Annotated in this window: 17 protein-coding genes and 1 pseudogene; 3 read left to right on the top strand and 15 right to left on the bottom strand. The window is 30.3% G+C overall.

Annotated features, from left to right (window positions below; translation table 11 throughout):
- Nucleotides 1-29 precede the first annotated feature (29 nt).
- The 10 genes and pseudogenes from KQS_RS14755 to KQS_RS10370 all read right to left on the bottom strand — a co-directional run bounded on the left by KQS_RS14755 (nucleotide 30) and on the right by KQS_RS10370 (nucleotide 8,824).
- Nucleotides 30-287: a pentapeptide repeat-containing protein gene (locus KQS_RS14755; RefSeq protein WP_449404064.1), complete on the bottom strand. Its 258-nt coding sequence runs from the start codon at nucleotides 285-287 to the stop codon at nucleotides 30-32.
- 141 nt (nucleotides 288-428) lie between these two features.
- A pseudogene (locus tag KQS_RS14750) lies at nucleotides 429-596 on the bottom strand (pentapeptide repeat-containing protein); the annotation flags it as partial.
- A gap of 41 nt (nucleotides 597-637) precedes the next feature.
- Nucleotides 638-1,354, bottom strand: a complete 717-nt coding sequence (locus KQS_RS10405) for a DUF4369 domain-containing protein (protein ID WP_014389149.1) — start codon at nucleotides 1,352-1,354, stop codon at nucleotides 638-640.
- An 88-nt stretch (nucleotides 1,355-1,442) separates the two neighbouring features.
- Nucleotides 1,443-3,302, bottom strand: a complete 1,860-nt coding sequence (locus tag KQS_RS10400; protein WP_014389148.1) for a M61 family metallopeptidase — start codon at nucleotides 3,300-3,302, stop codon at nucleotides 1,443-1,445.
- A gap of 89 nt (nucleotides 3,303-3,391) precedes the next feature.
- The gene (locus tag KQS_RS10395; protein ID WP_014389147.1) at nucleotides 3,392-3,673 is read right to left on the bottom strand and encodes a TIGR03643 family protein; all 282 of its coding nucleotides are present in this window, start codon (nucleotides 3,671-3,673) and stop codon (nucleotides 3,392-3,394) included.
- Nucleotides 3,674-3,823: 150 nt separating this feature from the next.
- Complete coding sequence (locus KQS_RS10390; protein WP_014389146.1) at nucleotides 3,824-4,426, bottom strand: alpha-ketoglutarate-dependent dioxygenase AlkB family protein; 603 nt, start codon at nucleotides 4,424-4,426, stop codon at nucleotides 3,824-3,826.
- Between the two features lie 48 nt (nucleotides 4,427-4,474).
- Nucleotides 4,475-5,176, bottom strand: a complete 702-nt coding sequence (aqpZ, locus tag KQS_RS10385) for an aquaporin Z (protein ID WP_014389145.1) — start codon at nucleotides 5,174-5,176, stop codon at nucleotides 4,475-4,477.
- Between the two features lie 108 nt (nucleotides 5,177-5,284).
- A complete protein-coding gene (locus KQS_RS10380; protein WP_014389144.1) occupies nucleotides 5,285-6,184 on the bottom strand; it encodes an EamA family transporter in 900 nt (299 codons plus the stop codon).
- Between the two features lie 71 nt (nucleotides 6,185-6,255).
- Nucleotides 6,256-7,422 (bottom strand): DUF1501 domain-containing protein, encoded by a 1,167-nt coding sequence (locus KQS_RS10375; protein WP_014389143.1) that lies wholly within the window; start codon nucleotides 7,420-7,422, stop codon nucleotides 6,256-6,258.
- 10 nt (nucleotides 7,423-7,432) lie between these two features.
- Nucleotides 7,433-8,824 carry a DUF1800 domain-containing protein gene (locus KQS_RS10370; RefSeq protein WP_014389142.1) on the bottom strand — a complete coding sequence of 464 codons (1,392 nt, stop codon included), beginning with the start codon at nucleotides 8,822-8,824 and terminating at the stop codon, nucleotides 7,433-7,435.
- A 98-nt stretch (nucleotides 8,825-8,922) separates the two neighbouring features.
- Between KQS_RS10370 and KQS_RS10365 the strand changes: the two genes are divergently transcribed.
- On the top strand, nucleotides 8,923-9,516 hold the full coding sequence (locus KQS_RS10365; protein ID WP_014389141.1) for a murein L,D-transpeptidase catalytic domain family protein: 594 nt from the start codon (nucleotides 8,923-8,925) through the stop codon (nucleotides 9,514-9,516).
- Nucleotides 9,517-9,576: 60 nt separating this feature from the next.
- Here KQS_RS10365 and KQS_RS10360 read toward each other — a convergent pair whose 3' ends face one another.
- The 3 genes from KQS_RS10360 to KQS_RS10350 are packed head-to-tail and all read right to left on the bottom strand — an operon-like array spanning nucleotide 9,577 to nucleotide 11,699.
- Nucleotides 9,577-10,380, bottom strand: a complete 804-nt coding sequence (locus tag KQS_RS10360; protein WP_014389140.1) for a hypothetical protein — start codon at nucleotides 10,378-10,380, stop codon at nucleotides 9,577-9,579.
- Nucleotides 10,381-10,413: 33 nt separating this feature from the next.
- Nucleotides 10,414-11,238, bottom strand: coding sequence for a hypothetical protein (locus tag KQS_RS10355; protein WP_014389139.1), 825 nt, complete (start codon nucleotides 11,236-11,238; stop codon nucleotides 10,414-10,416).
- 59 nt (nucleotides 11,239-11,297) lie between these two features.
- Complete coding sequence (locus KQS_RS10350; protein WP_014389138.1) at nucleotides 11,298-11,699, bottom strand: DUF2721 domain-containing protein; 402 nt, start codon at nucleotides 11,697-11,699, stop codon at nucleotides 11,298-11,300.
- Nucleotides 11,700-12,003: 304 nt separating this feature from the next.
- On the opposite strand from KQS_RS10350, the gene KQS_RS10345 reads away from it, so the two are divergent.
- Nucleotides 12,004-12,423, top strand: coding sequence for a cold-shock protein (locus KQS_RS10345; RefSeq protein ID WP_014389137.1), 420 nt, complete (start codon nucleotides 12,004-12,006; stop codon nucleotides 12,421-12,423).
- A gap of 16 nt (nucleotides 12,424-12,439) precedes the next feature.
- Entirely contained in the window at nucleotides 12,440-12,631 is a 192-nt protein-coding gene (locus tag KQS_RS10340; RefSeq protein ID WP_014389136.1) for a cold-shock protein, read from the top strand.
- 50 nt (nucleotides 12,632-12,681) lie between these two features.
- Here the strand turns inward: KQS_RS10340 and KQS_RS10335 are convergent, their stop codons facing one another.
- Together KQS_RS10335 and KQS_RS10330 are read right to left on the bottom strand one after the other, a co-directional pair.
- A complete protein-coding gene (locus tag KQS_RS10335) occupies nucleotides 12,682-13,125 on the bottom strand; it encodes a hypothetical protein (protein ID WP_014389135.1) in 444 nt (147 codons plus the stop codon).
- A 3-nt stretch (nucleotides 13,126-13,128) separates the two neighbouring features.
- A complete protein-coding gene (locus KQS_RS10330; RefSeq protein ID WP_316929934.1) occupies nucleotides 13,129-13,569 on the bottom strand; it encodes a YdeI/OmpD-associated family protein in 441 nt (146 codons plus the stop codon).
- Between the last annotated feature and the right edge of the window lie 22 nt (nucleotides 13,570-13,591).

Genomic DNA, 13,591 nt, shown 5'->3' with positions numbered 1-13,591 from the left:
AAGAGGAATACGAAAGTGTTCCTCTTTTTTTATTCTATAATAATATCAAAGCTATCTAATAAACCCCTTAAGTTGTCTTTAGCAAATTTTGCTTTTTTAACTCTGTTTTTCTCTAGATTAATGCTGAAATGTGTAGCGGTAGTAAAATCGGTTTTTTCTAAAAGTGTTTGATCAAAAGTACTTCGACTTAAATCACAACGATTGAATTGAATATGGCTTAAGTCTGCATTTGTGAAATCAATGTCGTGCAATTCAGAATTCAAAAATTTACAAAACTTTAATTTCATTTTATAAAAGGAGCAAAACTGTAAAGTACTATTCGTAAAATTAATTTCAAATAAAAAATCATCACAATGCTCAAAATGTAAGCCAACTAGTTTGCATGATTCAATTGTAACTTCTTTGAAAGCAGTTAGAGATAAATTACAATTCGTAAACTTGCAATTGTTAAAGGTGCATTCAGAAAAACTAACTTGTGCTAAATCAGTTTCGTTAAATATACAATTTTCAAAAAAACAATTTTCATAATTCCCTTTTATAAAAGAGCTTTGGTTAAATTCTTGTTTAATAAACTCTAAGTCGTAATACGTTTGCATAGTAATAAAAAAAAACTGCTTAAATGTAAGCAGTTGGCATGTTATTCTTGTTCGGTTTGTTTTCTTTCTTTAATCCATTCGGTTAATCTTTTACCATATTTTGATTTTGCTACCTTTGGAGACATTGATTTTTGAATGGTGTCCATTAGTTTTAAGTTGGCATCTGGAATTTCGGTAAGCGCAATATAAGGTGCTACTTCGTAGGTGCCATTTACTACAGCAAAATTGGCAGTATATAAATATTTTCTAACGGTCAATTTTTCTTTGTCAGATTGAATTTTACTAGAAACTGCTGGGTCTTTAATCTTTAAGTTTTTAATTTCTTTAGCCATTAATTCAGCATTTTCATTACTTAAATTGGTTCTTATCTTTAAGTATTTTTCATAGGTTTCTTGGTTTTTGGAACCTGTGAATTTTGCATCAGCATAAAATTCTTTTAATGTGGTTTTAAATGTCATTTTACCTGGTTCTGCAAAAAAAGATAAATTATTATCAATAGAATTTGTTTGTCCTCTATCTAAAAACAAATATAACATTTGAGGTTCATCAATAGTAAATTTAGTATCGAAAGAAGATTTTCCTTCAAATTTTATTGTATCTATAGTGATTAAACTAGTATCTTTTAATTGTTGAACATAAATTTTACCTTGTTTTAAACCTTCTACATTACCAGATAAATGTAAATTACCTTCTTTTTCTGTTTCCTTATTACAAGCAATAGCTAAAAAAGCTACTGTAAGAGCTATTATTTTTTTCATTTTCAGATTCTAAATTTCGTCGCAAAGTAATAAAAAAAATCCTCAAATTGGAAGTAATTTGAGGATTTTGGTTACTGTTTATTTGTGTTTATCCTTTTAACCAAGCATTTTTTAGTGCTTCTTTAGATTTGTCAACTGCAATAAAACCATCTTTTTCTTCTTTTGGTAATACCACTTTACCTTTTAAAACTTGTTCTTTACCTGCTCTACGAATTTTTACCGTCATTTCATCGCCGTCTTTCCAACTTTCGCTAGACATGATTAAGTCGTAAATATTATCTAAATTATAGTCCGTTCCATTGATGGCCAAAATGTGATCGTCACCTTTAATTCCTAAGGTAGTCATGAAAATATTTTCAGACACATCAGCTAAAGCTTTAATTTCTTTTGTTGATTGATCTACGGTGATGTATGGTTTTCTTTGGTCTTTTAAGAATGGGTTGCCAGGGATTTGCACCTTTGTGTTTTTTACTCCCATTTTTGCAAAGTATTCATCATATGGAATTGGTGTTTCGCCAGCTACATATTTGTTTAAAAAAGCACCAATTTCAGGGTAAGTTAGTTTAGTAATCGTAGGAAATAGTTCTTCGTCATTAAAAGGTTTGTTACTACCAAACTCATTTGATAAATCTTGCATTAAACTTAAAATACCTCTTTTTCCATTACTCAACTCACGCATTTGAATATCAATACACATGGCAATTAAAGCTCCTTTTTGATATACATTTAAATATTGTTCTTTATAAGGCGGATTTAAAACGTTTTTACTCATTTTTGTAAAACTCATTTTATCGTTCATTGAGTTCGCTTGCTCAATTTTACCTGCCATTCTTTTGTAGAAATCATCTTCAGTTATTAAACCTTGATTGACTTGGAATAAATTGGCAAAGTATTCAGTTATACCTTCGTACATCCATAAATGTTCAGACATTTTAGGGTTGTTATAATCAAAGTAATGAATTTCTCTTGAGTGTACACTTAATGGTGTTACAATGTGGAAAAATTCATGAGATACTACGTCTTTTAATTGCTCTTTTAAGGCTTCAAGAGGCATCATTTCTGGCATTACAACTGTTGTAGAGGTCGTGTGTTCTAGAGCACCAAAACCTTTAGCATCTTTAGCCATCACATCCGATAAATACAATAAAACGGTATATTTTTTATTGGCATTAAATTTTCCTAAGAATTTCTTTTGCGCACGCATGAATTTTTCTGTTTCAGGAGTAATGTCAGCAGCTTTGTATTTTCCTTTAGGCGAATAAACACTAATAATTATATCCATTCCTTCAACATTGAATTCCGTGTAATCAGGTTTTGAATACATTATTGGATGATCCACTAATTCGGCATATCGTGAGGTATTAAATACATCAATTTCATTACTGGCATTGGCATCAACCATTGAAGTTGCACCCCATAAAGTTGCAGGATGTTTAATTTCTAAAGCGTAAGGAACCTCTTTTTTGTCGTCAAAATAACCAACAAAACCATGTGTGTTAATAACAAAATTTTCACCTGCTTTAATATTAGTACCAGCTGGAGAAAAAATATCTTCTCCTTCTCCAAAACCTTCTCCAGATTCAGTGTCAAAAGAATCATTAACCCAATAAGTTACTTTTGCAAGCTTAGTAGCCTCAGATATGGTATATGAATTTTCGTCTATTTTAGCCACTTTTAATGGATTACCTTTTTTGTCAAATGCTTTTACATTTTCAATAAATCTTCCATAATTATCCTCAGAATAGGTTCCAGGAACAATTTTTGGAATGTGAAATGTTGTGGTTTCAGATGTTAATGTTGGAGGAAGTATAGTAACTTGTACCTTATCGTCTTTAACATTTACTAAATCAATACTTACATCTACATTGTTTTTAGCTGTAGATACATTGGTTGTTTTACATGCCATTAAGAACAAAGCAAAACTCAAAGTAATTAAGGTTTTTTTCATTTTATGATTGATTATCTATTTGGTTATATGTAGTTTGTTTGTTGATTTTGTTACAAAAAAATAATCCCGAATATTTTCGGGATTATTTTTTAGTCAAATTTATTTTTAATGTAATATTTGCTGTCTAAATCATCGTCTTCAAAATCGTTAAATTTTTGTGGTTTCGGTTTCGGCTTTCCTGCAGCAATTTTCTTTTTCCAAAGTTCGAAATTGTCTTTAGAAAGTCTTTTGCGCATAATTTCAGTGACCTCATTTTCTGAAATTCCAAATTCTTCTTTTATTACTTCAAAAGGCTTTCTTTCCTCTTGAGCCATACTAACAACTCTTTCAATATCTTCGTTGTTAAGTTCTACTCTTTTACTTTTTTTCATTAGTCGAAAAGTACAATTAATGTTATTTAAATTTATAAAATCAAATGATATGCCAATATTAATAAAAAAATAAATTGAAAAAATACTTTTTGCTTTTTTTGTAAAAAATTAATAAAAAAGCAATAATAATGAAAAATTATTGATAAATAATTAAAGAATGGTTCTAAATGTTAAATTTATTCTTTGCTTTTTTGGTTGGCTAGCTTTGGGTAATTGATGCTTGTAGTGAATTTGGGATCCTTTTTTCATTAAAAATAAGCTGCCATGTTCTAATAGTAGGTTTTGTTTAATTGTTGCATTTGAGTTATTTTTTAGTTGGAAAATTCGTTCTTCACCTAAACTTAGTGAAGCAATAATGGGATCTCTACCTAATTCTTTTTCATTATCAGCATGCCATCCGTTACTGTCTTTTTCGTTTCTATATAGATTTAATAAAACCGTTGAAAAGGTTAATTGTGTATGATTTTCAATACTTTCTTTAATAAACGTTAATGTTGTATTCCAAGGATGAGGTTGCATTATAATTCCGGAATATCCATACGGTTTGCCTTCATTTCCAAAAAGTGCAGTTAATCTGGGCTGTGCAATTTTATTGCCAAAAATGGTTAGGTCGTCTTGTTGCCATGGCGTTTCATTTAGCAATTTTTGGAACAGCGTGTCTGCCACTTCTTTTGAAAAAAAGTTGGGATAATATATAAATTCTGCATCGGGAAGGTTTAATACTATCGGTTCTGAATTAAATAGATCTAACATAAAAAAAGCGATGTATGTACACCGCTAATTTAAACTTAATCTTCTAATTTATTTATTGTTTTGAAGCAAATTTTTATAAAGGATTCCACCCACTATCGCTCCTGTAATCGGTGCAACCCAGAATAACCATAATTGGCTTAAAGCTTCTCCTTGTACAAAGAGTGCTTGTGAAGTTGATCTTGCTGGATTTACAGATGTGTTTGTGATAGGAATACTAATTAAATGAATTAAAGTTAAAGCTAATCCGATGGCAATTCCTGCAAATTTTCCGTTGGCTACTTTGTCTGTTGCGCCTAAAATAACCAATAAGAAAAAAAGAGTGAGAACAAATTCGGTACAAAAGGCGGTAAGCATACTGAAACTTTTTCCATTATATACGGGCGATTCATAAAAATTTGTGGCAAAAGCTCCTGCACCTTCACTTGAAAAAGCATTACCTCCATTTAAAATTATATACAACACGGTAGCTGCAGCAGTGGCGCCTAAAACTTGCGAAAGGATATAAGGTAAAATTTCTTTTTGATGAAATCTTCCGCTGGCCCATAATCCTAAAGTTACGGCTGGATTAAAATGGCCACCAGAAATATGTCCAACAGCATAAGCCATAGTAAGAACAGTTAATCCAAAAGCAAGTGAAACACCCACTAATCCAATTCCGATGTCTGGGACTCCAGCTGCAAATACAGCTGCTCCACAACCTCCAAATACCAACCAAAAGGTTCCGAAAAATTCTGCAAATAGTTTTCTCATAGTTTAATAGATTTTAATTACATACAAGTAATTGGTTATTAAACTAAGTTAAGAAAAAAACTAAGAAAAGTATAAGTTTATGATTATGAACTTATTAACATAAAAAGGTTATTTATTTGAACCTTTAAACTGAATATTCATGATAACTATAGCTAAAATAATCAACAAAATACCAGTCCATTGTAGTAAAACAACTTTTTCATGAAGAATAATGAATGCCATTAGTACAGATACGGGTAATTCTAAGGATGATACAATACTGCCTAAACCTAATCCCGTGTGAGGAAAACCAGCATTCATTAATAGTGGAGGAATAATTGTTCCAAATAAGGCCAAAAATATGCCATATTCTTTAAAAATTTCTAGATTAAAAGGGGTAACTTGTGTGTAAACAGAAAACCCGAACACAATAATTGCACCACCTAATAGCATATACAAACTTCTTTGAGCAGATGACACGCCTAATGCTATTTTATTGGCAGTAAACATAGTAGTGGTGAATGAAGCAGCAGCTAATAATCCCCAGAAAATACCTCGCCAATCAAGTTTCATCTCACTTTTTAAAATGTTGGTTGCTAACACTGTTCCAATTAATACAATTCCAACAGAAAATATTTTTTGAATAGAAGGTGCTTTTTTGTCTAAAAACCATTCTAATAAAACGCCCATCCAAACGGTTTGCATTAGTAATACAATGGCTATAGATACATTAATATATTTTACACATAAATAATAAAATACACTTGTCATTCCTAATGAAGTTCCAGCTAACATTAATTGCATAATGTTCTTTGGTGTAGCTTTAACCGAAACTGTTTTCGTATTTATTTTTTGAAAAATATTAATTATTAAAACGCCTAATATTCCATAGATAAATTGAGAAGTTGTTACTTCAGCAGTGGTAAATCCATCTTTGTAAGCTAATTTTACAAAAGTAGCTAACATTCCATAACTTGTGGCACCTAAACCAACTAAAAACACCCCTTTAATTACACTGTTCTTTAACATATTTTCAATTTTAAAAAGCCGGCAAAGATAGAAAAAATGTTTGATTTTGTTGATTTAAGTAAATTATTTTTCTAAAATAGATTGGATAAAGGAGCGTTTTTAAGACCAATATCCATTGGATTAAAGTCTAGTTTGTTTTTAAGAATGGTAGCATAAACACTTCTAAAATCAATTTCATATTTTAAATCTCCTTCATCCAGGTTTTCTAAATTAGGATTTTGGCCAAGAATGGAATTTTTATTATTTCCTCCAATAATGAATAGGGGAGCTGCAGTTCCATGATCGGTTCCATTTCCATTATCTTTCACACGTCTTCCAAATTCTGAAAAAATAACGAGCGTTACTTGTTGCAGTAAATTAGCTTGTTTTACTTCTGAATAGAAACTGAAAATGGCATCATTTAATTCGGTTAATTTAGTGTTGTGAATTGCCAATTGATTATCGTGTGTATCATATCCGTTTTGAGAAGTATAATACACTTTCGAATTTAAATTTCCTTTGATTAAGCGAGCGATCCATTCTAAATTTTTTCCTAGTTGAGTTTTAGGATAAGTAATTTCGGTTTTGGATTGACTTAATGCTTTTTGAATCTCATCAGAGCCTTCTGAAACAGAATTTGCAATTTTCCGAACAAAATCGAGTTGTGGGTTATTCGAAAGCATTGAAGTTTCGTTTTCGCTTTTCTTTTTAAAACGGTTCGGATCTTTAACGGTTATAAAATTAGGTTCGATTCCTTTTAAAGCTAAGTTGTCAATGTTATCAATGTTTATCCCAGCAGTAGGAACATGCTCTTTGCATTGCACATCTAAATACCTTCCCAGCCATCCTTCGTTTAAATACTGATTAGAAGCGGACGCCGTTTGCCATATTTCCTGACTTCTAAAATGGGAACGATTGGGTTCTGGATAACCTACATTTTGGATTATAGAAAGGTGTCCGTTTTGTTGTATTTGTGCAAAAGAATGCAACGCAGGATGAAACCCCATGCCTTTAGTTTTACCAATAATCGAATCTTTTGCGAGGTTAATATTGGGTCTTAAACTGTAATACAATGGATTTTCAAAAGGAATAAATGTATTTAATCCATCATTGCCTCCGTTTAGTTGAATGAATACTACACATGAATTTTGGTGCCATTCTATTGTTTTTTGGTTTCCAAATGCATGTAGAAATTCTGGTAAAATTAACATACCACCGGTGAAAGTGCCTGTTAGCGATAAAAAATTTCGTCTGTTCATAACCTAAAAATTATAGTATTTGAAATTCTGGTGTTTTTGTAATAAAATTGAATAAACGTACTACGGCTTGATGCGCGTTTTCTGTTGTTGGATCAAAATCATATTTTAAAATGGATTCCATGTCTTTCTGTAAATCTTCATCAGTTTGAAATAGCAACCGGTCACATAATTCTTTTATAATTTCTTTATTGTTGGTTTTTTTGAATTTAATTTTTGGATTTATATTTTCTAAAAACACCTCTTTTTCTTCCGCCTCGAGGTTCTCTTTGTTGAATAGTTTTCTATTGATTGATTTTCCATTACATACTAAATCAGAAACATTATTTCTCTGTAAATAAATTTGAGAGGTCAACCAATTTTTTCCTCCTTCCCAACCTTTTACATTGGGTTGGTTAAATAAATCCATGCCTTGTTGTTTTAAAAAAAAGGCAGTCACTATTGGGTCAATTTTTATATTTAATTCCTGTTGAATAGTTACAATGTATTCTAAAGGATTTTTAATTTTATTTCCTTCGTTTTTTATGTCAAACTCTTCTTTACATATTTTGAGTAAAAGCGGTTTTATTTCATAATTTTCTTTTCTGAAATAGTCACCATAATAAATAACTTTTTCTTCACTTGGATTGTCGTAGACAAACCATTTTAAAATTTTACGAGTAAGTAAATAAGGCGTGTTTTTTTGTTCAAATATGAGGTCTACTAAGTCATCTGCTTTCCAATTGCCTTTTTTACCAAAATAGGTGATGGGTCCATTGTATTCAAAGAACTTTCGGTACTGTGCTTCGTTTTCGCCAAGTCCGAGTCCGGCTAAAGCTAAGGCACCATTTTTTATGTCATCTTCTGAATAGTTCCCAATACCAATTGTAAAAAGCTCGAGTAATTCCCGACTTAAATTTTCATTTATTTCATCTTTTTTGTTATCAACATTGTCCAAATAACGAACCATAGCATTCGTTTTTAAGATTTTTTTAGTCAACTCTTTAAAATTGCCAAAAGCATGTTCTCTTAAAATTTGATTGTGTTGGTAAATCCACCAATTCACTTTGACTTTTTGAGAAGTAGCAACAAAATGATTGTGCCAAAAAAGCACCATTTTTTCGCGTAAAGGCATCGAAGAATTTTCAATTAATGTCAGCCACCATCTTTTTAACTCGTTACTGTTTTTGATTTGTTGCTTAACAATTTTTTTTGCTTCTTCAGAAGAAGTATTTCTGATTTTGTTTCTATAATCTCTTAATTCAGCTAATGTTTTTGGGTCGTCCTTCAAGCAACTTGGGATTTCCTTCGAGTAAGTAGCATTAAACGAGTTAATCAAGAAATTTTCAATTCCTAACTGTTGTATCTTATCTGCTTGTGCATTAGAAAATCCGAGTCGTTGGGACCATAAGTTAGTCTTATTCATAAATGTATAATTTAATGCTTTAAAATTTAGACTTTTTTTAACACAAAAGGTTTAAATAAAAAAGGGAAAATGGAGTTATTAATAGTAAACAATAACCTATGCCAACATTATTTTTACCTTTAATTGTATTATTATTGATTTTTAATAATCAGTATACTGAAATTAGTTCCAAAGACTATTCCAAATTCCATAAAGAAGCAAAGCAATTTTGCAATCAGAATGACATGTCACAAGACTATTATTTTTTAATTGATCTTAGTGTTCATTCTGGGAAAAATAGATTTTTTGTGTACGATTTTGCCCAAAATAAAATTCTAATGCAAAACTTAGTTACTCATGGAGCTTGTGATGTGTTTGAAGATAATTTAGAAAAATACCATAAAACAAAATTTGATTCAAGAGTTGACAGTCATTGTTCGATGAAAGGAAAATTTAAAATAGGCAATAGAGACGTTAGTTCATGGGGAATTAACGTGAAATATTGGCTTCACGGATTAGAAAACACAAACAAAACTGCTGAAGAAAGAGTAGTTGTTTTACATTCTTGGTCCAAAGTTTCAGATAAAGAGATTTACCCTTTATATTCACCGCTGAGTTGGGGATGTTCGGCTGTTTCAAATGCATTTATGGAAAAATTAGATGGAAAATTAAAAGCAACGCAAAAGCCCGTCTTATTATGGATAATTGAATAATAGAAAAAGCCCAGAAAATCTGGGCTTTCGAGTTCAAAATAAATTATTAACCAAACAAATTTATCTACGACCTCTAGTTCTTGTTTTTATAACAGTGGTTTTTCCTCTTCTATTTTTGTGCACTACAGTAGTTCCTCTTCTATTTTTTACCACTATAGTACCATGGTTTCTTCTTGGTGTGTAAATTTTTCTGGCAAGGACAATTCTATGGTTTGGAGTTCTATGATAAAATGTACGATGAGTTGCACATCTTGTTTTAAAAACAATTACTTTAATTGGTTTCCAGGGTTTCCATCCTCTTGGATAATATCCCCATCGATAGGGCGAACGCCAAACGATATACGTTGGAGCATAGATAAATCGTACACAAGGCCATAGCCATACATTAACGAGCATTGGCTTAGTTTCAAATTCAGGAATTGAGGGACCTTTACCTTCTTTTACAGCTTCAACTAGATCAACTGGCTCAACAAAAACATCTTTTCCATATAAATCTTCATCACCTATAATTTGTAGTTGCGCACTTTCATTTCCTGTTTTTTCAATTCCAATAGTTGCGATGTCTTGTTTTTCTTTTTCATTTAAATAGGTACTTAAAACAAGAACATGCGTATCACCTTCTTTGATGTCATCAACCATAATGTAGTCGATAGAGCCGTCGTCGTTTAGGTCTAGATTATTAATAGAATTATTTTCTTCGTTTATGGCTTTTTCAAATTCTTCAAGTGTATTTGCAGACTTAAACATAGCTAATGCACCTTCAAGACTAAAATTATCTCCTATATTTTCAGTAGTATTTTCTTCTTGTGCAAGCAAGAAATTTAATGAAAAAACAGTAAACAACGATAAAATTATTTTTCTCATAATTGTAAAGTTTTAGGTGAATTTAAATAGAAACTAAAGCGAAATGGTATAGGTTTGTCCGTTCGAATGCGTATAAGTGGCTTGATTGTCACATGTATTGTTTCCGTAATCTAAGATGCCATTTAAATAAGTTCCTTGTAAGTTTAAAGAGCCTTGAGAGATATAATTACAAGCAAATTTTTTAATTAATGGAGTTATTACTGTAGCAGTTAATGAAGTTCCATTAGGTCTGTTTACAGTGTGAGTGCCCGATAAAATTTCATAAACATTATCAGCTAATATTGCTGTTCCAACTCCTTCAATTTGTTGTACAGTTCGAGTTCCGTTGTGTGTAAAAATGGCACCATTGGCAAATGTTATTTTACCATTAGTAATTGTTCTTGACCATTTAGGAATAGTAGCATTTGTTGTTTGGTTGGTGTAAACAACAGTACCTTCAATTTTGTTGTTATTTACATAATAATTACTTCTTTCAATAGTTAATACACTACCATTGTTTAAAAGGTAATCACTTAATGTAATTGTTAATACGCCAGATCTTGTTACTCCATTTAATGTACATCCTATTCCAAAATCAACGGTAAATACTTTAGGAAATACTCCCGGATTTGAATTGTTTACAGAAATTGTTGCACAGGAAGCCATTGTTTCATTTGAACTTAATTTATTAGAATAACTCGAGTAAGAATTAGCTAAATCAATACTGTAATTAAAGTCAATTTCACTTGAATAATCTGCTATTGCATTTGCGGTTACTAATTCACTGTCCGCGTTTCGATCAATATTATCCTCATTTCTATTGCAAGAAAATAAAGTAGACAAAACGAATGCAGTAATATACATTTTTAGGTTTTTCATAGTTTTGATTTTTAAAGTTTGTTATTTGACTTATAAAAAGTTAAAAGGTTTAAAATGCGTTACATTTTTTCGTTTTCTTCAATGTCTTTTAAATGAACACGGAGTGCATGTACTGAAATGCTAATTTCCCAAAATGAAATAGCTAAGGAAATTAGTAGGCATAATAAACTTAAACCAAATAAATAAATCCCAATTGTTTTTTGATTTAAATACAATAATAACATTGCAAATACCGATAGAAACAAACATAATACGCCAAATAATTGCATGTATCGTATTAAAGATAATCTAAGATTTAAATTTTTAATTTCAATTAGTATGCTTTTGTTGTGATTATCGTCATAATGTTTTTTTAGGCTTCGAATTATTTGTGCTATAGTTAAAAAGCGATTAGTATAAGCTAATAAAATAAGTGATGTAGCCGAAAATAATAAGGCAGGTGTTTCTAAAGAAAGACTCATGTTTTTAATTTAAATTTACTAAATTTTTGTTATACAACATTTTAAAAAAGTAATGTTATTTTATAAATAATTGAAAATAAATTAGTTTGCTAAAATATATGTTGTATCTTTGTGCAATAATTATAGGTTACTGCCTTTGCATTTTCTGACGTAGTTTAAAGTCAAATTTCTCCTCTATCAGTTTTCGCTTTTTCAGCCACCAAAGTATTACACTTATTTTTAAAATAAGTAGGTCTATTCATTTTAAAGTTAGATTTTGTTTTACAATAATTATTTATGAAATCTAATTTTAAACAGACTATATATGGCAGATTCTTTTTCTAAAAAAGAAGGTAATAAGAAAAAAGCGAAGAAAAAACAAGATAAGGCACTTAGAAGAGAAGACCGAAAAGTGCATAATAATAAAGGTAAGAGTTTGGAAGACATGATTATTTATGTTGATAAAAACGGAAACTTTACCTCTGTTCCTCCACATCTTCAGTTAGAAGAGGATTTAATAAGTAGAACTACAAACTCAAATGAAACTTCTGAAATTTATAGTGGAATGATTAATTTTTTGCACGAAAAAGGATATGGATTTATCACGGAAGATAAAACGCGTGATTCTCTTTTTTTTAATTACGATGTAAATTCATTTCCATTCAAAAAGAATGATAAAGTAAGTTTTAAAAAAGAATCAAGTCTTAAAGGATTTAAGGCAACACAAATAACAAAGAATAAATAATTTTAATAAATAAATAATGCAAGAAGGTACAGTAAAATTTTTTAATGAGTCAAAAGGTTTTGGATTCATTACACAAGAAAATGGAGGACAAGATATTTTTGTTCACATTACAGGATTAATTGATAGAATTAGCGAAGACGATAAAGTTGTTTTTGAAGTAGAAAGTACTTCTAAAGGATTAACAGCTGTTAAAGTTAAAAGAAAATAATTTAATTTTTGATTTGTTACGAGAAGCTACTAAAAATTTAGTAGCTTTTTTTATTGAATGATGTGGAAAATTTCAGTTTTGTTTTTACAAGTAAATCCTACAGTTTCTGCTGCTCTATCAAAAAGATAGTCTAAATTCAAGTTTGTAATTTCAATATTAACGGTGGTTAAATATCGGTTTGAAATATTGGAGTGATGCGATTCAATTTCTTTAGTATCCGATTGAAGTTTTCCTAATTCTATGGAACCCGATTTAAATACAAGTTCGGCTCCTTCAAACGTTTTATATTTTTCAAAGCCTACCAAATGAACATCCATAAATTCATAGTCCCCTAATTCTATGAATTCCACCCAAACACCACCATTTTCAATTTCTGCAATTTTTTCACCTGGGATTTGATTCATAAGTGTTTCTACAAAATTATCTTTATGATTTTTTGGAGAAGTATCAATTCCACCTAAGGCTACTGTTGCTTTTTTAAGAAAGTTTATCATATGTTATCTTGATTTTATATTTTTTTCACACAACAATATAATTTCTTCTATTCTTTTTATACGTGTTTCTTCTCTTTTAGCTTGGTTTAACCAATATAGATATGATTTTTTATAGGTTTTGCTAAAATTATTATAATTTTCTAATGCTACTTCGCTTAGTTGAAATGCATTTGATAAATCTGTTGGTATTTCTAATTTTTCAACAGCGTCCAAACTTTCCCAAGAACCATTTTGTTTTGAAATGGAGATAGTTAGCAGTCCACTTTCATGCATTAAATTTTGTGCTAGTAATTCTTCAATATAATTTTTATTGACTTTGCTCCATACACTTTTGGCTTTTCTAGGTGAAAAAGTCTGCTTTCTACTGTCCTCATCCATTTTTCGAACTGTTGAATCGATCCAACCATAACATAAGGCGACTTTTACCGCTTCTTCCCATCTCATGCTTTCAATTGAACTGGATATT

The organism is Flavobacterium indicum GPTSA100-9 = DSM 17447 (genome assembly GCF_000455605.1).
In the GTDB taxonomy this organism is placed as follows: domain Bacteria; phylum Bacteroidota; class Bacteroidia; order Flavobacteriales; family Flavobacteriaceae; genus Flavobacterium; species Flavobacterium indicum.
Note: the sequence above shows the minus strand (reverse complement) of the source record. Positions and strands in the feature narration are given on the sequence as shown.